The organism is Scandinavium manionii (assembly GCF_024764775.1).
Taxonomy (GTDB): Bacteria; Pseudomonadota; Gammaproteobacteria; order Enterobacterales; family Enterobacteriaceae; genus Scandinavium; species Scandinavium manionii.
Genome location: NZ_JALIGC010000028.1, coordinates 65,411 through 83,415, shown reverse-complemented (window position 1 = coordinate 83,415; position 18,005 = coordinate 65,411). Strand labels below are relative to the sequence as shown.

17 protein-coding genes are annotated in these 18,005 nt (G+C 55.6%); 4 read left to right on the top strand and 13 right to left on the bottom strand.

From position 1 onward, the window contains the following. The 7 genes from tatB to udp all read right to left on the bottom strand — a co-directional run bounded on the left by tatB (nucleotide 1) and on the right by udp (nucleotide 6,331). Nucleotides 1-552, bottom strand: coding sequence for a Sec-independent protein translocase protein TatB (tatB, locus tag MUU51_RS01335; RefSeq protein ID WP_258966936.1), 552 nt, complete (start codon nucleotides 550-552; stop codon nucleotides 1-3). Nucleotides 553-555: 3 nt separating this feature from the next. Beyond that, nucleotides 556-825, bottom strand: a complete 270-nt coding sequence (gene tatA / locus MUU51_RS01330) for a Sec-independent protein translocase subunit TatA (protein ID WP_159776767.1) — start codon at nucleotides 823-825, stop codon at nucleotides 556-558. A 76-nt stretch (nucleotides 826-901) separates the two neighbouring features. Further along, nucleotides 902-2,542, bottom strand: a complete 1,641-nt coding sequence (gene ubiB / locus MUU51_RS01325; RefSeq protein ID WP_258966935.1) for a ubiquinone biosynthesis regulatory protein kinase UbiB — start codon at nucleotides 2,540-2,542, stop codon at nucleotides 902-904. After that, nucleotides 2,539-3,144: a ubiquinone biosynthesis protein UbiJ gene (gene ubiJ, locus MUU51_RS01320; RefSeq protein ID WP_258966934.1), complete on the bottom strand. Its 606-nt coding sequence runs from the start codon at nucleotides 3,142-3,144 to the stop codon at nucleotides 2,539-2,541. The genes ubiB and ubiJ overlap by 4 nt, the downstream gene beginning before the upstream one ends. A gap of 12 nt (nucleotides 3,145-3,156) precedes the next feature. Further along, the gene (ubiE, locus tag MUU51_RS01315) at nucleotides 3,157-3,912 is read right to left on the bottom strand and encodes a bifunctional demethylmenaquinone methyltransferase/2-methoxy-6-polyprenyl-1,4-benzoquinol methylase UbiE (RefSeq protein ID WP_159776764.1); all 756 of its coding nucleotides are present in this window, start codon (nucleotides 3,910-3,912) and stop codon (nucleotides 3,157-3,159) included. A gap of 66 nt (nucleotides 3,913-3,978) precedes the next feature. Next, nucleotides 3,979-5,430, bottom strand: coding sequence for a DNA recombination protein RmuC (rmuC, locus tag MUU51_RS01310; RefSeq protein ID WP_258966933.1), 1,452 nt, complete (start codon nucleotides 5,428-5,430; stop codon nucleotides 3,979-3,981). Between the two features lie 139 nt (nucleotides 5,431-5,569). Continuing rightward, nucleotides 5,570-6,331, bottom strand: a complete 762-nt coding sequence (gene udp / locus MUU51_RS01305; protein WP_159776762.1) for a uridine phosphorylase — start codon at nucleotides 6,329-6,331, stop codon at nucleotides 5,570-5,572. A 253-nt stretch (nucleotides 6,332-6,584) separates the two neighbouring features. Here udp and MUU51_RS01300 point away from each other — a divergent pair, with 253 nt between their 5' ends. Continuing rightward, complete coding sequence (locus tag MUU51_RS01300) at nucleotides 6,585-7,394, top strand: dienelactone hydrolase family protein (RefSeq protein WP_258966932.1); 810 nt, start codon at nucleotides 6,585-6,587, stop codon at nucleotides 7,392-7,394. 288 nt (nucleotides 7,395-7,682) lie between these two features. Here the strand turns inward: MUU51_RS01300 and metE are convergent, their stop codons facing one another. Continuing rightward, complete coding sequence (gene metE, locus MUU51_RS01295; RefSeq protein ID WP_159776760.1) at nucleotides 7,683-9,944, bottom strand: 5-methyltetrahydropteroyltriglutamate--homocysteine S-methyltransferase; 2,262 nt, start codon at nucleotides 9,942-9,944, stop codon at nucleotides 7,683-7,685. Nucleotides 9,945-10,180: 236 nt separating this feature from the next. Here metE and metR point away from each other — a divergent pair, with 236 nt between their 5' ends. Further along, nucleotides 10,181-11,134, top strand: a complete 954-nt coding sequence (gene metR, locus MUU51_RS01290; protein ID WP_159776759.1) for an HTH-type transcriptional regulator MetR — start codon at nucleotides 10,181-10,183, stop codon at nucleotides 11,132-11,134. On the opposite strand, the gene MUU51_RS01285 is transcribed toward metR, so the two are convergent. Next, entirely contained in the window at nucleotides 11,022-11,921 is a 900-nt protein-coding gene (locus MUU51_RS01285; RefSeq protein ID WP_258966931.1) for a carboxylate/amino acid/amine transporter, read from the bottom strand. The two genes, metR and MUU51_RS01285, sit on opposite strands and share 113 nt — an antisense overlap. 193 nt (nucleotides 11,922-12,114) lie before the next feature. Between MUU51_RS01285 and MUU51_RS01280 the strand changes: the two genes are divergently transcribed. Continuing rightward, nucleotides 12,115-12,915 carry an EAL domain-containing protein gene (locus MUU51_RS01280; protein ID WP_258966930.1) on the top strand — a complete coding sequence of 267 codons (801 nt, stop codon included), beginning with the start codon at nucleotides 12,115-12,117 and terminating at the stop codon, nucleotides 12,913-12,915. On the opposite strand, the gene yigL is transcribed toward MUU51_RS01280, so the two are convergent. Both yigL and pldB read right to left on the bottom strand, forming a co-directional pair. Next, nucleotides 12,902-13,708, bottom strand: coding sequence for a sugar/pyridoxal phosphate phosphatase YigL (gene yigL, locus MUU51_RS01275; RefSeq protein ID WP_159776756.1), 807 nt, complete (start codon nucleotides 13,706-13,708; stop codon nucleotides 12,902-12,904). The two genes, MUU51_RS01280 and yigL, sit on opposite strands and share 14 nt — an antisense overlap. Before the next feature lie 41 nt (nucleotides 13,709-13,749). Further along, nucleotides 13,750-14,742, bottom strand: a complete 993-nt coding sequence (pldB, locus tag MUU51_RS01270) for a lysophospholipase L2 (RefSeq protein ID WP_159776755.1) — start codon at nucleotides 14,740-14,742, stop codon at nucleotides 13,750-13,752. 79 nt (nucleotides 14,743-14,821) lie between these two features. On the opposite strand from pldB, the gene rhtB reads away from it, so the two are divergent. Continuing rightward, nucleotides 14,822-15,442, top strand: coding sequence for a homoserine/homoserine lactone efflux protein (gene rhtB, locus MUU51_RS01265; protein ID WP_159776754.1), 621 nt, complete (start codon nucleotides 14,822-14,824; stop codon nucleotides 15,440-15,442). Here the strand turns inward: rhtB and rhtC are convergent, their stop codons facing one another. Beyond that, nucleotides 15,443-16,063: a threonine export protein RhtC gene (rhtC, locus tag MUU51_RS01260; protein WP_258966929.1), complete on the bottom strand. Its 621-nt coding sequence runs from the start codon at nucleotides 16,061-16,063 to the stop codon at nucleotides 15,443-15,445. A gap of 60 nt (nucleotides 16,064-16,123) precedes the next feature. After that, nucleotides 16,124-17,953, bottom strand: coding sequence for an ATP-dependent DNA helicase RecQ (recQ, locus tag MUU51_RS01255; protein WP_258966928.1), 1,830 nt, complete (start codon nucleotides 17,951-17,953; stop codon nucleotides 16,124-16,126). Nucleotides 17,954-18,005 lie beyond the last annotated feature (52 nt).

Here is an 18,005-nt window from a genome sequence, read left to right as displayed (position 1 = left end):
TTACGGTTTATCGCTGGTTGCAGGGGATGATTCAGAAGCCGGTACGGCAGCAGCCACCGGCGCTTTCATCTTCTCCTCAGAAACAACAGTTTCCGGGGCTTGATCGAGGGTTTCAGCAGAAAAGGCAGGCGCTTGCGCTTCAGCACTGGCCTGATGATCTGGCGTAACCGGCGTGACGCCTTCGCGCTGTGCTTCGCTGCCTTTCACCACCGGATTATGGATGGTATTGGCTTCGTCGCTGGTGCGCTCAGGATCGTGCTGGGTGTAGGAACGTTTCATGGATTCTGCCGCGTCGCGCAACTCGTCCATGGATTCCTTCAGCTCCGGCGAGAGATTGCCCAGACTCGCTTTCTCTACCTTCTTCAGGCTGTCCTGAAACTCCTGGAGTTTAAGCTCCTGGGCCAGTTCGTTTTGTACGGTGGTTGCCAGCGAGCGAATCGCCCGGATCCAGCCTGCCACCGTTTTTACTGCCACCGGCAGACGTTTTGGCCCGAGAACAATCAGGCCAATCACGAATACCAGAATCAGTTCGCTAAAACCAATGTCGAACACGAATTACACCTGCTCTTTATCGTGGCGTTTTGCGTCGTCTTTGCTGGCGTCATCCTGCTTTTCAGACAATGATTTCGCAGGGAAATCGGCGTCTTCAGCGGATGTCTCTTTCTTTTCCTGTTTGTCTTTGTCGTCTTCATCACCCATGGCTTTTTTAAAGCCCTTGATAGACGCACCCAGGTCAGATCCCAGTGAGCTCAGCTTTTTCGTCCCGAAAAGCAGAACCACGATAACGACGACAATCAACAACTGCCAAATACTGATACCACCCATACATGTTCCTCTGTGTCAGATGATAGTGAATTCACTGACGTGTAGCTTACACGCCTTCGTCTGAATGATGCAAAAATCAGCGACCTTTAAACCAGCCAGCTACCCAGGACAGGACACCAGCGCCCATAAGCCAGGCAGGCTGTAATCCGAGGTCCGGACGAGTAATCAACAACAGGGTTCCGCTAAGCATGAATACGGCACCCACACCGAACAGATAACGGGATTGCCCCCGTCGGGTATGACCGGACTCCATGTCGTGGGCGATTTTATCAAGGCTTCGCTGGAGACTTTTGCCCTGGCGCAAACTGTCGTAAATCAGTTCCGGCATTTCCGGCATTTTTTCGATCCAGAACGGCGCTTTTTCTTTAAACGCACGCACCAGCGCCGGAAGGCCAACCTGATCTTTAATCCATGACTCAAGGAAAGGTTTCGCTGTCTTCCATAAGTCTAACTGAGGATAGAGCTGGCGGCCTACCCCCTCAACGTAAAGTAGTGTTTTCTGAAGTAAAACAAGCTGCGGCTGAACTTCCATATTAAAGCGGCGCGCAGTATTAAACAGATTCAGCAGAACATGGCCGAAAGAGATCTCCGCCAGCGGCTTCTCGAAGATGGGTTCACACACTGTGCGAATCGCAAATTCAAACTCTTCGACGTTGGTGTCCGGCGGCACCCAGCCAGAATCCACGTGCAGCTCTGCCACTTTGCGGTAGTCGCGATTAAAGAAAGCGATAAAGTTTTCAGCCAGATAGCGCTTATCTTCTTTGTTCAACGAGCCGACAATCCCGCAGTCGATGCCGATATACTTCGGATCTTCCGGATGTTCATAGCTGACAAAAATATTGCCGGGGTGCATGTCGGCATGGAAGAAGCTATCGCGGAAAACCTGAGTGAAGAACACCTGCACGCCGCGTTCGGCAAGCAGTTTCATGTTGGTATTCTGCTTTTCCAGAGTCTCAATATCTGACACCGGAATGCCATAAATGCGCTCCATCACCAGCATATCTTCACGACAATAGTCGGAATAGACTTCCGGGACGTAGAGCATCGGGCTGTCTTCGAAATTGCGGCGCAGCTGGATAGCGTTGGCGGCTTCGCGCAGTAAATTCAGCTCATCAAGCAGCGTTTTTTCATACTCGCGCACCACTTCCTGCGGACGCAGACGGCGGCCATCGGGCAGCAAACGCGGCACCCAACGAGCGAGACGGTAAATCAGTTTCATGTCCGCTTTGATAATCGGCAGAATATCCGGGCGGATAACCTTGATGACCACCTCTTTGCCGTTTTCTTTCAGACGCGCCGTGTGCACCTGGGCGATAGAAGCGGACGCCAGCGGCTCAACGCTGAAATCGTCGAACCAGCTTTCGACGGGAATATCACCCATCGATTTTTCGATTTGCTGCTGTGCAAGTTTGCCGTCAAACGGCGCAACGCGGTCCTGCAACATGGCTAGCTGATCGGCGATTTGAAGCGGAAAGAGATCGCGCCGGGTAGAAAGCATCTGGCCGAATTTAATCCAGACCGGGCCGAGCTCCTGCAAGGCAAGGCGTAAACGCTCGCCTAACGGCAGGTCTTTGTGGCGATTTGTCATCCAGAACAGCATCCGCCGCCCGAATCGAAGCGGCAGGGTGATGCGCATTTTGGGAATGAGCTCATCAAGCCCGTAACTCAAAAAGGTGTGGATGATAAAATACAGGCGCCGAATTTCCCCTGGCGTCATTTCCCCTCCAGTTTTTCCAGCCGTTTGGTTAATGCCTCAACGGCGCGCGCAACGGCGTCGCTCTCTTCGGCAAACCAGGCCACTTCCAACGAGCCGGGCGCCATGCGCCACTCTTCGGTAATGACTTCAGACACATAACGCTGCTGACGTTGCAGCCGGCGTTGCAGGAATTTCGCGCCGCCGCGCAGCACTTTACTGACGCCTTCCGCCGCGATATCGCCGGTATACGGCGCCAACAGTTCAGCAGGATCGAATTCCGCCAAATCCGCCAGCGCGACAAAGTTTTGCACCACCTGCAGGTCGCCCTGCACTTCGAGGTCGCCCGAACGAATCAGGGTGGTTAACTGCTGACGGTTGCGTAACTGCGGCAACACGCCAAGGCGGGTACTTACCGTGCAGTCCGCCTCGCCTTCCCACGCGCCCAGCACGTCAATCTGCTGCTCGCTAAAGGCCAGCACCAGCGGTGAAGTGAACTCTTTCAGCTCAACGCGCAGCACCTTGCCCAGCAGACGCTGACGGGCTGGTTTTAACGCGCGCTCACGCCATAAAAAGGTATTAAGCGCACTTTCAATGCCCGCGGTAACTAAAGGTTGAAAAGGCATGGCGAACTCCTGTCAGAACTTATAACCGCGATGCAGCGCGACGATACCCGCCGTCAGATTGTAGTAATCCACGCTGTCAAAACCGGCATCCTGCATCATCGCTTTCAGGGTGTCCTGATCGGGGTGCATACGGATCGATTCCGCCAGATAGCGGTAGCTTTCACCGTCTTTTGCGACCATCTCTCCCACACGCGGCAGCACGTGGAATGAGTAGGCGTCGTAGGCTTTGCTCAGCGGATCGAGAATGGGTTTGGAGAATTCCAGAACCAGCAGACGTCCGCCCGGCTTCAGCACGCGGTACATCGAGCGCAGCGCTTTTTCTTTATCGGTGACGTTACGCAGGCCAAAAGAGATGGTGATGCAGTCAAAGGTGTTGTCCGGGAAGGGCAGCGCTTCTGCGTTTGCCTGAACGTATTCCACGTTCCCGACCACGCCGATATTACGCAGCTTTTCGCGGCCCATTTTGAGCATTGATTCATTGATATCAGCCAGTACGACGCTGCCGGTTTCGCCTACCAGACGGGAGAATTTCGCCGTCAGGTCGCCGGTACCGCCGGCTAAATCCAGCACTTTTTGCCCGCGACGAACGCCGCTACAGTCAATGGTGAAGCGCTTCCACAAGCGATGGATACCAAACGACATCAGGTCGTTCATGACATCATACTTAGCGGCAACAGAATGGAATACATGCGCCACCATGTCCTCTTTCTGCGATTTGGCTACAGTCTGGAAGCCAAAGTGCGTCGTTTCTTGTGAATCCTCAACCATCTCAATGTCTGCCTATCAAGAAAATGTTCTGCGAGTGTAACAGATTGGGTGCATTTCCCCTATGCCTCAACCGTGCTGAGATACGCGAGAAGGCTCAGTTTCAGAAGGTTCGTCAGAGGCCGGAACGCCCGTGTCGTTCTCATTAGATGGGCTCTCGTCGAGGGCAAAATTCTGCTCCTGCCCGGTGGCTTGCTCCACCAAATCGGGGTTAATTTCTCGTTTCACCTCAACGCCTAAACCACGGAATGATTCGGCCTGCGCCAGCAGATTTCCGCGCCCGGAGGCGAGTTTTTTCATCGCCTGGCGATAGTTGTCCTGCGCTTTATCCAGCCCCTGCCCGATGGCAGACATATCATCAACAAACAGGCGCATTTTGTCGTACAGGCGACTGGCGCGATCGGCTATCTGCTGGGCATTGCGGCTCTGGTGCTCGTAGCGCCAGAGATTGGCAATGGTGCGCAGGGCCACCAGCAGCGTGGTTGGACTGACCAGCATAATATTGTTTTTCAGCGCTTCGGTAATGAGCTCTGGCTGTCGGTCGAGGGCCAATAAAAATGCGGGTTCAACAGGAATGAACATCAGCACGTAGTCCAGAGAACGCAGGCCTGGTAGCTGTTGATAATCTTTGCGGCCCAACAGGCGAATATGGTTGCGCACCGAGGCAATATGCTCCTGCAGCGCGGCCTCGCGGGTGTAATCATCTTCAGCGTTGAAGTAGCGCTCGTAGGCCACAAGGGTCATTTTGGCGTCGATCACCACGTCTTTACCCTGCGGCAGACGGACGATCACATCGGGTTGCATGCGGGCGCGAGTGTCGGTTTCGATACTGACCTGGGTCTGGTATTCATGACCTTCGCGCAGGCCAGAGGCTTCCAGCACGCGGGTGAGCACCACTTCACCCCAGTTGCCCTGCGTTTTGTTATCGCCTTTTAGCGCTTTGGTCAGGTTTACCGCTTCCTGGGTCATCTGCGCATTCAGCTGCTGAAGATTACGGATTTCATGGGCCAGGGTGTGACGCTCCTGCGCCTCTTTGCCGAAACTGTCCTGTACCTGACGACGGAAACCGTCGAGCTGCTCGCGCAGCGGCGTCAACAGACCGTGCAGGCTCTGACGGTTCTGTTCGTCTACCCGGCGATTACTGTGCTCGAAAATGCGGTTGGCGAGGTTTTCAAACTGCTCGCTCAGGCGCTGCTCGCTGTTCACCATCTGGCGAATTTTGTCTTCCGCGTGCTGCTGTGTGGATTCCAGACGGGTGCTGACTTCACGCAGATCGGCTTCCAGCGAGGTGTTAATTTCCCGCAAGCTGCGCAGCTCGTTGTTCAGCAGTTCACACTCGTCGCGCCAGTGGGTATTTTGCGCCAGCTGTTGCTTCGCCGCGTTGAGTTCAATGTCGAGCTCATGCCGCTCTTCAATGAAATCGGCGCGCAGCCTGTCGGCATGTGATTTACTGGCTAACCAGCCAAACGCCGCCCCGACAATCAGTGCTGCCACTGCGCTAATGATGATTGAAATATCCACTACTTCCCCCTGCTCAACGACTTACCAGCACATCATGGAATTGTGCTGTATAAACGTCCAGTTGGAAAGGTCTTTCCTGCGAGGATGCACGCAAAAAAGAAAAGGCCGAACACATCGACCTTTTCATAAAGCAGAGGAATTACAGCAGGCGGCGTGCCGCTTCGACCACGATTTTCACCGCGTGGCTTTCGGTTTTCTTCATGGTTTCCGCGTTCGGGATTTCTTGCTGGGTGCGGTTGACGATGACGCCCGCAACCATGCCCGCGCGCAGGCCCTGGCTGGAACACATGGTCAGCAGGGTGGCGGATTCCATTTCATAGTTCATCACGCCCATCGACTGCCACTCTTCCATCGAACCTTTATAACGGTTAACGACGCGGCCGGAGAAGGTGTCGTAACGTTCCTGGCCTGGGTAGAAGGTGTCAGAAGATGCGGTCACACCGATATGCGTCGTGGCGCCGACAGATTTAGCCGCTTCCACCAGCGCGGTGGTGCAGGCGAAATCAGCGACAGCCGGGTATTCCATTGGTGCGAAATGCAGGCTTGCGCCGTCAAGACGTACGGATGCGGTGGTCACCAGCACATCACCGACGCTGATGTTTGGCTGAATTGCGCCGGTGGTGCCCACGCGCAGGAAAGTACGAATGCCCAGCTGGGCCAGTTCTTCAACCGCGATAGAGGTGGACGGGCCGCCGATACCGGTGGAACACACGATGACCGCTTTGCCATCCAGCTCTGCACGCCAGGAGGTGAATTCACGATGTGATGCCAGCTTGACCGGCTTGTCCATCAGCGCGGCGATCTTTTCCACACGCTCTGGATCGCCCGGGACGATAGCGAGCGTTGCCCCTTGTAAATCGTTCTTGGTGAGGCCGAGATGAAAAACATCAGACTTAGACATAAAAACTCCTCTCTGGGTCGAGTTGTCAGCAGAAGCAAAAACGCACTTTACCGAAGCCTTGGACACATTTTCGTGACATCAGTCACTATGAACGAAAAAGTTTGCATTGAATTTCTTATAAAAAGTGATTTACATCACATTAACAAGTGATAACGATAACCACTGCACATAAGATAGCCGTTTTCTGGCACTGTGAATTGTTAACCTGCGGGCTATATTTACCTTTGCGCTAATGGATGGGACGGAGAATGCCATGACCAACAAACAACCCGGCTTTGCACCGGCTGCAGAACCGCACGCCTCAACCTCAATTCTGACACCTGAAAATGCCATCATCGCGGGTGAAACCTCTATTCCGTCGCAGGGTGAAAATATGCCTGCGTTTCACGCTCGCCCGAAAAGTGCCGATGGCCCGTTGCCGGTCGTGATTGTGGTGCAAGAGATTTTCGGCGTACACGAGCATATTCGCGATATTTGCCGACGTCTGGCCGTGGAAGGCTATCTGGCGATTGCGCCAGAGCTCTATTTCCGCCAGGGCGATCCGAATGATTTTGCCGATATCCCCACGCTGTTCAGTGGCCTGGTCTCGAAAGTGCCGGATGCCCAGGTGCTGGCCGATCTCGATCACGTTGCCAGTTGGGCTTCACGTAACGGCGGTGACGCCAATCGTCTGCTGGTCACCGGTTTCTGCTGGGGTGGGCGTATCGCGTGGCTGTACGCGGCGCATAATCCACAATTGAAAGCAGCGGTGGCGTGGTATGGAAAACTGGTGGGGGAAAAATCGATTAATTCGCCAAAGCATCCAGTCGATATCGCTATCGATTTAACCTCGCCGGTGCTGGGTCTGTACGGCGGGCAGGACACGGGCATTTCGCTAGAGAGCGTGGACACCATGCGTCAGGCGTTACGAGCGGCAAACGCCAAAGCCGATATTATTGTTTACCCTGATGCCGGGCACGCATTTAACGCCGACTATCGCTCGAGCTATCACGAAGAATCCGCCAAAGATGGCTGGCAGCGCATGCTGGCGTGGTTTGCGCAGTACGGCGGGAAGAAGAGATAACGATTTTCAGACTGCCCGGCAACGCTGCTGTAACACAGAAAAATCTGTGCCCACTTATGTTTATACAGGTTCCTACGCCCGGTTGTTGGATTGACCTCAATGCCATCCCCTTGCAAATGGCATGGTTAAAAAGAAAGCGGTTTTACGCGTTGCATCCGAGTTGCTTTCCGTTTTACGAGCACGTTTCAGAAAAACCGCCCGGCGGCGCAAGCTTGCCGGGCCCACAGCCCTGCTCAAGTATCGATTCTGTAGGCCTGGTAAGCAACGCGCCACCAGGCAGCCCGCCACTTAAACCTGACGCAAATTCTGCGCGGCTTTCACCATGTTCGCCAGTGCGGCACGGGTTTCTGGCCAGCCACGGGTTTTCAGGCCACAATCCGGGTTGACCCACAGGCGTTCAGCCGGAATGCGCTGGGCGGCTTTTTTCAGCAGCGCTTCAATCCACTCAACGCTTGGCACGTTCGGGGAGTGAATGTCATACACGCCCGGTCCGATTTCGTTCGGATATTCGAACTCTTCGAACGACTCCAGCAACTCCATATCTGAACGCGAGGTTTCGATGGTGATAACGTCAGCATCCAGCGCGGCGATGGAATCCATGATGTCGTTGAACTCGCAGTAACACATGTGGGTATGGATCTGCGTTTCATCTTTCGCTACTGCGGCGTTAATGCGGAACGCTTCCACGCCCCACGCCAGGTATGCTTCCCAGTCGCTTTGACGCAGCGGTAGCCCTTCACGCAGCGCCGGTTCGTCAATCTGGATGATGCCGATCCCCGCAGCTTCCAGATCTGCCACTTCGTCACGCAGAGCCAGGGCAATCTGTTTGGCGATGGTTTCACGGGTCACGTCTTCACGCGGGAACGACCAGCACAGAATTGTCACTGGGCCGGTCAGCATGCCTTTCACCGGTTTGTCGGTCAGAGACTGCGCGTATTTCGCCCACTCAACGGTGATCGCTTCCGGACGGCTGATGTCGCCAATCACTACCGGCGGCTTCACGCAGCGGGAACCGTAGCTCTGCACCCAGCCGTTCTGGGTGAAAACAAAACCATCCAGATGCTCGCCGAAGTATTCCACCATGTCATTACGTTCGGCTTCGCCGTGCACCAGTACGTCCAGACCGAGACGTTCCTGCTCAACAATCGCCTGTTTGATGTGTTCGGCTATACCGGTGCGGTAGTTGTTGGCATCCAGTGCGCCTTTTTTGAAGTCGAGGCGCAGGCCGCGAATTTCAGTAGTCTGCGGGAAAGAGCCGATGGTAGTAGTCGGCCACGCTGGCAGATTGAAACGCGCCCGCTGGGCTTCAGCACGCTCAGCGTAAGGCCGGCTGCGCTGGCTGTCCTGAGCGGTAATGGCTGCCAGGCGTTTTTCTACCGCGGCATTGTGTACACGGCTTGAGTGACGGCGAGCCTGAATCGGCGCGCTCCATTCTGCAATGGCTGCGGTGTCGCCGCTGTTGAGCGCATCACGCAGCAGCGCCAGCTCTTCACACTTTTGCAACGCGAAGGCGAACCAGCTTTTTACTTCCACATCGAGACGCGTTTCTACGCTCAGGTCGATTGGGCTGTGCAGCAGCGAGCAGGAAGAAGCCACCCACAGCGCACGTTTGCCGACGATGTCTTTAACTTGTGCGTATTTCTCTGTGAGATCGGCCCGCCAGACGTTACGGCCATTCACCAGACCCGCAGACAGCAGCCATTCGGCTGGCAGGCGGTTGTGCAGTTCGGCGACGTCATCTTTACCGTGTACCAGATCGACATGCAGACCCTGCACCGGCAGCGCGGTAATGGTATTCAGGTTCGGCGTCACGCCTTCGAAATAAGTGGTCAGCAGCAGCTTAGTGTTCCCCTGGAGCGCATCGTAAGCGGGTTGGAACGCATCGAGCCACGGACGCGGCAGCTCCAGCACCAGAATCGGTTCGTCGATTTGTACCCACTCGACGCCACGTTTGGCCAGCTCCGCCAGCACCTGCTGGTAGACCGGCAGGATATCGTTCAGCAGGCTCAGACGGTCGAACTGCTCACCCTTCACTTTGCCCAGCCATAGATACGTCACCGGGCCAAGCAGCACCGGTTTCACGTTGTGGCCCAGCGCCAGCGCTTCGTCCACCTCATCCAGCAACTGGGTCCATGTCAATTTGAATTCCTGCCCTTGACTGAACTCCGGCACCATGTAGTGATAGTTGGTGTTAAACCATTTGGTCATTTCTGCCGCCGCCGCAGGTTCGCCGGTGGGCGCCCGACCGCGACTGATGCGGAACAGCGTATCGATATCCACTGAGCCGTCTTTGTTCTGATGACGAGCCGGCACATTGCCCAGCAGCAGGCTAGTGGTCAGAACATGGTCGTACCAGGCGAAATCGCCCACTGGCAGCAGATCCACGCCAGCGTCCTTCTGCTGTTGCCAGTGACGGGAGCGCAATTCGCGTCCGGTCGCCAGCAGTTCTTCACGGCTGGAATTGCCCGCCCAGTAGCTTTCTTGCGCTTTCTTCAGCTCACGGCGAAGGCCGACGCGAGGGAATCCCAGAGTGTGGTTCTTAATTGTCATGGCCGTTCCTCTTTTATTAATGGTCAATCCTATGGATTTTGAATTTAGGGAAGGCGGCAAGTTTGCTCATCCCCGTGAGCTTACATAAGTAAGTGACCGGGGTGAGTAAACGCAGCCAACGCACCATAAATTTAAAAGACGAAGGATTTAGACGTCTGGATGTTTACACATCTATAATTGGCAGGTACTGTATGATCCTCAAGCGCAATTTATTCATGCCGAAGTGAAGGACTTTCATGATCGAGATTAAACACCTGAAAACGCTACAGGCGTTGCGAAATAGTGGATCGCTCGCAGCAGCGGCAGCCATGTTGCACCAGACGCAATCCGCGCTTTCTCACCAATTCAGCGATCTGGAACAGCGCCTTGGCTTCCGGCTATTTGTCCGTAAGAGTCAGCCGCTGCGCTTTACCCCGCAGGGCGAAATTCTGCTGCAGCTTGCTAATCAGGTCCTGCCGCAGATTAGCCGTGCGCTACAGGCCTGCAATGAACCGCAGCAGACCACGCTGCGGATAGCCATTGAGTGCCATAGCTGTATTCAGTGGCTGACGCCCGCGCTGGAAAACTTCCGTTTGAGCTGGCCGCAGGTGGAGATGGATTTCAAATCGGGGGTGACGTTCGACCCGCAGCCTGCGTTGCAGCAGGGCGAGCTGGATATCGTGCTGACCTCAGACATTCTGCCGCGCAGCGGTCTGCATTATTCGCCGATGTTTGATTATGAAGTGCGACTGGTGCTGGCACCCGACCATCCGCTGGCGGTGAAAGCCCGCATCACACCGGAAGACATCGCCAGCGAATCGCTGTTGATTTATCCGGTGCAGCGCAGCCGGCTTGATATCTGGCGTCATTTTTTACAGCCCGCCGGCGTGAGCCCGTCGCTGAAAAGCGTGGATAACACGCTGTTATTGATTCAGATGGTTGCAGCGAAAATGGGCATTGCTGCCCTGCCGCATTGGGTGGTGGAGAGTTTTGAACGCCAGGGTCTGGTAGTGACCAAAACCCTGGGCGAAGGTCTGTGGAGCCGACTGTACGCTGCCGTGCGCGATGGCGAGCAGCGCCAGCCGGTCACCGAAGCGTTTATTCGCTCAACGCGGAATCACGCTTGCGATCATTTGCCGTTTGTCCGGAGCGCGGAGCGACCCAATGGCGATGGACCCACAGCGAAGCCACAATCACCAACGCACCTGTAATAAAGCTCGGCCAGTGCGGCTGCTGTTGCCAGATAGCCAGGTTCACCAGCAGCCCGGCAGGCACATGCATGTTATTCATGATCCCAAGCGTACCGGCGTCCACCTGCGTAGCACCGTAGTTCCACATGAAGTAGCCCAGCCCTGAAGCCACCACGCCGAGCCACACCAGAATGCCCCATTGCAGCGTGGTCGTCGGCAGCTTGTTCGGATTCCCGAGCATGAACCACGCTACCAGCGCCACGATGAATGCGCCAAGATAAAACCAGGCAAAGGCGTTGTGCTGCGGCATCGGGTGGATTTCCATTAAGCGCTTGTAGCCGACCATCCCGATAGCAAAGCAGATATTCGACAGCTGCACCAACAGCAGCCCTGTCCAGAAATGCGTGCTGACGTGGTCATAGCGGATGATCGCCGCGCCAATCACTGCCAGCATGGCACTCAACAGATAGCCCCAGCGCAGCTTACGCTTGCTCATCAGGTCGTAAATCAGGGTGATGTACAGCGGCGTCAGCACCGTAAACAGCAGAAATTCGGACACGGTCAGGTAGAGATACGCGCGGAACGCCAGCAGGTACATGATGCCAAGCTGCATCGCGCCCACCAGCATGTACATCAGCAGGACTTTCAACGATTGCGAGCGTGCCCGCAGGAATGGCAGGAACACCAGCGCCGCCAGGCCCACGCGAATCAGCACGGAGAAATAGCTGTCGACGCTCCCCGCCAGGTACTCGCCAATCAGGCTAAAGGAAAATGCCCACAGAACGGTGGTGATAATCAGTAACGCCACGATGAGACTCTCTCAGGATAGTTTGCGGGCATTGTAGCGGAGTATTCGGTTGACAACTGGACAAATAAAGAACACTCACATTTCACAGCAGCTATTTCTCAGCTCTAATTAGTCCATTACTGATAGTTATGCGACGGAATTCGGGGAATACTGAATCTCTTCCCCCATCAGCAGCATTTTCAGGATGGACCCTGTGACTGACGGCAGTTTAATTCCTTCGATTCTTCACCAATTGAACGCCTCACGAGCGCGGCTGAAACAAGCTATCCACACCCGACAGCTGGAGATGTGGTATCAGCCTATCGTTCTGCTGGAGAGCGGCTGCGTCGTGGGCGCTGAAGCGCTGGTGCGCTGGCCGCAGCCGGACGGCAAACTGCTGGCGCCGGACAGCTTTATCCCTTTTGCCCGAGAAACGCAGCTGCTGAGCACGATGACGGTGTGGGTGGTTGAGCAGGTGCTGAACGATCTCGGCACATGGCTGCGTCAGAATCCGGGTCAGTATGTTTCCATCAATGTTGAACCCGACGACCTGCAATCCACCGATCTGCTCGAGTACCTGGCGATGATGTGTCGTGGCTACGGGGTTCTCCCGCAGCAAATCACGCTTGAAATGACCGAAAGCAGCATGGTTGATCCCCAGGCTATTGCGCCACGGGTTGAGCACTATCGCCAGGCGGGGCATGCCATTTATCTGGACGATTTCGGCAGCGGCTACGCCAACCTGAATTATCTTCAGGAGATAACCTTCGACATGCTGAAAATTGATAAAACGCTGGTCGACCCTTTACCGGGCAAAAGCCTGTTGCCGCAGATTATCGCGCTGGCGCAGTCACTGTCGCTGGAGCCGCTGGCAGAAGGGGTTGAAACGCAGGCGCAGGCCGCGTGGCTGCAATCGCATGGTGTGAAATACGCGCAGGGCTGGTTATACAGTAAAGCCCTGACAAGCAGGGCTTTTATACACTGGAGCGAATCGCGTTGCGTTACGCCTGATTGAGATACAGCCGACGCAGATAATGCGGTACCGCGTCATCCACGTTCGAACCAATCACTTCCAGTTCAGGATGCAAATCTTTCAGACGCTGATGCGCGTTATCCATGATGCAGCCTTTCCCCGCCATGGAGAGCATTTCGGCATCGTTCATGCCGTCGCCAAACGCGATGCAGTCCGGCAGACCGTAACCCATCATTTTGGCGACCGCTTCCAGCGCGTGCCCTTTTGAGACGCCGCCCGCCATCACTTCCAGGCAGGTCAGGGTCGAGAAACTCACATTGACGCGATCGCCCCAACGGGCGTTGATCGCCTGCTCTAACGGCAGCAGCACGTCATGATCCGGAGAGGTGAAGAACACTTTGCTGACGCCTTCGGCTTCCAGCAGGCCCGGTTCATACAGCGAATAGTTGAAAATCGCTTCCTTGAAGAAACGCATCTCTTCCGGGCGATGGCGGTTCATGAACCATTCGTCGTTGCGATACACGTTGGTCACGATATCCGGATTGTTATTCACCACACCAAACAGGTCAGAGGCGATATCGCTATCGAGGTTATGGGCAAACACCAGATTGCCGTCGGTATCATGAACGCGAGCACCGTTGGAGGTGATCATAAATGCCTTGATGCCCAGGCCATCGCGGATCTGCCCAACATCAATGTGGTGGCGGCCAGTCGCAAAAACGAAGTTCACCCCTTTTTCGGTCAGCAGGGTCAGCGTTTCTTTGGTGTAGGGGGACAGACGATGGTCGGGATTGAGCAGCGTACCATCTAAATCAGACGCAACAACCTGGTACATAAACGAATTAAACCTCTGGTAAGAGCGGCGCGAGCGCCGGATTAATTATGTCGATCATAAAACTCGACGATGGTCTCGAGCGCGACTGAGCGCATATCGTCCTTTTCGAAAAGGATCTCATGATAAGCACCGGGTATGACAAGCGGATTCACGCCTTCACAAGGCTTGCCCGCCGCGGCGCGGAGTGCGCAATAGCGGTCGTGCATACGGTTATCCACGACCTTTTCTTCTTCAGCCTGAATCAGTAGCGTCGGGGTGTCATCCAACGCCACACCGGACAGGATTTCTTCCCCGGCCATCACCCCTTCACGCACCCAATGGTAGGTTGGCCCGCCAACCCGAATATACGGATTGTCGGCGTAAAACCCCAGGTTTCGACGATAACGTTCTCGGCTGTGGGTCAGGCTATTGAGGCTGAACGGCAGCGCGTGCCAGCGCCCGGTTCCCATGGCGTAGCTTTCTCTTATGCGCTGATGGCCCTCAGCGAAATCGAGAATTGGCCGCACCATCCAGTCGGGCAATCGCATGATGATACCGAACATTGGCGCACAAAGCGCGAGCGCGTCGCACTGCTTAGGATTTCGCTGTAAAAACAACGTAGAAATCGCGCCACCCATCGAATGGCCAAGGATATAACGCTTACGCCACGGTCCAGGCGAGACTTCCTGTTCCCAGAAAGCGGCCAGGTCATCGACGTAATCGCTGAAGTTATCCACGTGGCCGCGATGACTGTCATCGAGTATCCGCCCGGACAACCCTTGCCCACGGTGATCGATAATCAGCACGTCGAAGCCGCTGTAGAACAGATCGTAGGCCAGCTCCGCATACTTCACGTAGCTTTCGATTCGGCCCGGACACACCACAATCACCCGATCGTGTTTTTTGGCGCGAAAGCGGACAAAGCGTACCGGAACGTTATCCACGCCTGTAAATTCGGCTTCTTCACGCTGGCGCCAGAAATTATTCAGCGGTCCCATCGTGAAAGCGGCAAACCCGTTTTCTCTGGTTTTCCAGTCCATTTTCTGCCGAAACATCGGCTATCCACCCCTGCTGCTTGAAGTATGACGGGCATAGCGTATTGTGGCATAAAAGCAGTCAATCAGGGAGTGTCTCATGACCTTCGAGTGGTGGTTCGCCTATCTACTGACGTCCATAATTCTCAGCCTTTCCCCCGGTTCCGGGGCCATCAACACCATGACTACCGCCATCAACCACGGCTATCGTGGCGCAGCGGCATCGATTGCCGGGCTGCAAACCGGGCTGGGCATTCATATCGTTCTGGTGGGTGTTGGTCTGGGGACGTTGTTCTCACGTTCGCTGCTGGCGTTTGAAGTGCTGAAATGGGCGGGGGTGGCGTATCTCATCTGGCTCGGCATTCAGCAATGGCGCGCCGCAGGCGCTATCGATCTTAACGCCGTCGCGAAGACGCAAACCCGTGGGCATCTGTTTAAACGCGCGGTCTTTGTGAACCTCACCAACCCGAAAAGCATCGTCTTTCTGGCGGCGCTGTTTCCGCAATTTATCATGCCGCATCAGCCGCAGGTCATGCAATACGTTACCCTCGGGGTGACGACCATCGTGGTGGATATCATTGTGATGATTGGCTATGCGACACTGGCGACGCGAATTGCAGGCTGGATCAAAGGCCCTCGTCAGATGAAGGCCCTGAATAAGATATTTGGATCGCTGTTTATGCTGGTCGGCGCGCTGCTTGCGTCAGCACGCCATGCCTGATTAGCGAGAGATGATCAGGTGAATGCCGAAGCCAGCGAACAGGGTTCCGGCCACGCCGTCAATCCACTTGGCCATGCGCTGGTAGCCGCGGCGCATGGTCGGCAACGCAAACAGACTCGCCACCACCGTAAACCACGCGAGGGTTTCGACGATAATCAGCAGGAAAATTCCCCAGCGCTCCGCGCCGCCGATGTTATCCCCGACGAACAGTGAGAACACCGAGCCGAAATAGATAATGGCTTTCGGGTTCGCCAGGTTGGTCAGCAGCCCTTTCAGGAAACTTTTACCCCCCTGCGCCAGTTCCACTTCCGGGGTTTCGGTGGTCGCTTCGCGTTTCTTCAGCGCACCGCGCAGCATCTGATAGCCCATCCAGCACAGATACAGACCGCCGCCGACCATGACGATGTTGTGCAGCCACGCCATTTTTTCGAGCAGCAGATGCAAACCCAGCAGGGCGACACCCGCCCAGACCATGACGCCAGCGGTAATGCCGAGCACGCCCATCATCGCTTCTTTACGGGAGCGACTGACGGCCGTTTGCGACACGAAGAAAAAATCCGGGCCAGGGCTCATCAGTGCAATTAAATGCACCAACGCCACGGTGAGAAATAACATCAACATAGGAAACTCGCGGGGAATGATTCAGTGAGTGATTATCCTGGCACTTTTTTGCCCGGCTGACTACTCCTCATCATCCCCATCAGCATGGGCACGGATCAGCGCCAGGAACTCTTGCCCGAAGCGCTCCAGCTTACGTACGCCCACGCCATTCACGCTAAGCATTTCGCCCGGCGACGTCGGCATTTGCTCGGCCATTTCAATCAGCGTGGCATCGTTAAACACCACATAAGGCGGGATATTTTCTTCGTCGGCGATGACTTTGCGCAGCTTACGCAGTTTGGCAAACAGCTTACGGTCATAGTTTCCGCCGTACGATTTCTGCGCCACGCGCGGTTTGAGCGCCAGCACGCGCGGCACGGCTAACTGCAGCGGCACTTCGGCACGCAGTACCGGACGCGCGGAATCGGTCATCTGCAACGCGGAGTGCATCGCGATATTCTGCATCACCAGCCCCAGGTGGATAAGCTGACGGATAACGCTCACCCAGTGTTCATGGGTTTTATCGCGGCCCATGCCATACACCTTGAGCTTATCGTGGCCCATTTCGCGGATACGCTGATTATTCGCCCCGCGGATCACTTCGACCACGTAGCCCATACCAAAGCGCTGATTCACCCGTCCAATGGTTGAGAGCGCAATCTGTGCATCCTGTAAGCCATCGTATTGTTTCGGGGGATCAAGGCACACGTCGCAGTTACCGCACGGCTCCTGACGACCTTCGCCGAAATAGTTCAGCAGCACCAGACGACGGCAGGTTTGCGCTTCGGCAAACGCGCCCATTGCGTTGAGCTTGTGGCGTTCAATATCCAGCAGCTGTCCGGGGGGCTTTTCTTCGAGGCAACGACGCAGCCAGGCCATGTCTGCCGGATCGTAAAACAGCATCGCTTCGGCAGGCAGCCCGTCACGCCCGGCGCGGCCGGTTTCCTGATAGTAGGATTCGATATTACGCGGGATGTCGAAGTGCACCACAAAGCGCACGTTGGGCTTGTTGATACCCATACCAAAGGCAATGGTCGCGACGACGATTTGCAAGTCGTCACGCTGGAAACGCTCCTGCACATCGGCTCGCACGGTATTTTCCAGCCCGGCGTGATACGCCCCCGCGCTGATACCACGGCTTTGCAGACGCGCGGCGGTGTCTTCCACCTTCGAGCGGCTGTTGCAGTAAATAATGCCGGATTTTCCGCGCTGGTCCTGCACGTAACGCATCAGCTGATCGAGCGGCTTGAACTTCTCCATCAGCATGTAGCGGATGTTCGGTCGGTCAAAGCTGCTTATCTGGATGTACGGATCGTTCAGGCCCAGCAGGCGCACGATATCGCTACGGGTGGTGTCATCGGCGGTGGCGGTTAACGCCATGAACGGCAGGGTCGGATAACGCTGGCGCAGCTGGCCCAGCGCGGCATATTCAGGACGGAAGTCGTGGCCCCACTGAGAAATACAGTGCGCTTCATCCACCGCCAGCATCACCGGATTCCAGTGGCTGAGGTTTTCGAGGAAGTTGTCGAGCATCAGACGCTCAGGGGCGATATACAGCAGGCGGATTTTGCCGGTACGACAGCCCGCCATCACCTCTTGCTGCTGTTCGCGCGTCTGCGTCGAATTCAGACAGGCCGCCGACACCCCGTTGGCAAGCAGCTGATCGACCTGGTCTTTCATTAATGAAATCAGTGGTGAGACAACAACCGTCAGGCCGTCGAGAACCAGCGCGGGGACCTGATAGCACAGGGATTTCCCGCCGCCGGTCGGCATCACCACCAGACAGTCGCGCCCTTCGAGCGCCGTCTCGATGATGGTTTCCTGACCCGGGCGGAATTGCTGGTAGCCAAAGGTTTCCTGTAAAACCTGTCTTGCCAGCGATACCTGATTTATCACTTCCGCCTGCGCCACACTCACCCCAATTCTGAAATAAAAACAGGCGCTATTTTCAGCGCCTGAGAGC

Bases quoted from the DNA above. Each gene is read 5' to 3' on its own strand.
- ubiB (WP_258966935.1), bottom strand. From the start codon at position 2,542: ATGACGCCAGGGGAAATTCGGCGCCTGTATTTTATCATCCACACCTTT.
- MUU51_RS01300 (WP_258966932.1), top strand. From the start codon at position 6,585: ATGACCAACAAACAACCCGGCTTTGCACCGGCTGCAGAACCGCACGCC.
- ubiJ (WP_258966934.1), bottom strand. From the start codon at position 3,144: ATGCCTTTTCAACCTTTAGTTACCGCGGGCATTGAAAGTGCGCTTAAT.
- rhtB (WP_159776754.1), top strand. From the start codon at position 14,822: ATGACCTTCGAGTGGTGGTTCGCCTATCTACTGACGTCCATAATTCTC.
- ubiE (WP_159776764.1), bottom strand. From the start codon at position 3,912: ATGGTTGAGGATTCACAAGAAACGACGCACTTTGGCTTCCAGACTGTA.
- metR (WP_159776759.1), top strand. From the start codon at position 10,181: ATGATCGAGATTAAACACCTGAAAACGCTACAGGCGTTGCGAAATAGT.
- yigL (WP_159776756.1), bottom strand. From the start codon at position 13,708: ATGTACCAGGTTGTTGCGTCTGATTTAGATGGTACGCTGCTCAATCCC.
- tatA (WP_159776767.1), bottom strand. From the start codon at position 825: ATGGGTGGTATCAGTATTTGGCAGTTGTTGATTGTCGTCGTTATCGTG.
- udp (WP_159776762.1), bottom strand. From the start codon at position 6,331: ATGTCTAAGTCTGATGTTTTTCATCTCGGCCTCACCAAGAACGATTTA.
- metE (WP_159776760.1), bottom strand. From the start codon at position 9,944: ATGACAATTAAGAACCACACTCTGGGATTCCCTCGCGTCGGCCTTCGC.
- rhtC (WP_258966929.1), bottom strand. From the start codon at position 16,063: ATGTTGATGTTATTTCTCACCGTGGCGTTGGTGCATTTAATTGCACTG.
- pldB (WP_159776755.1), bottom strand. From the start codon at position 14,742: ATGTTTCGGCAGAAAATGGACTGGAAAACCAGAGAAAACGGGTTTGCC.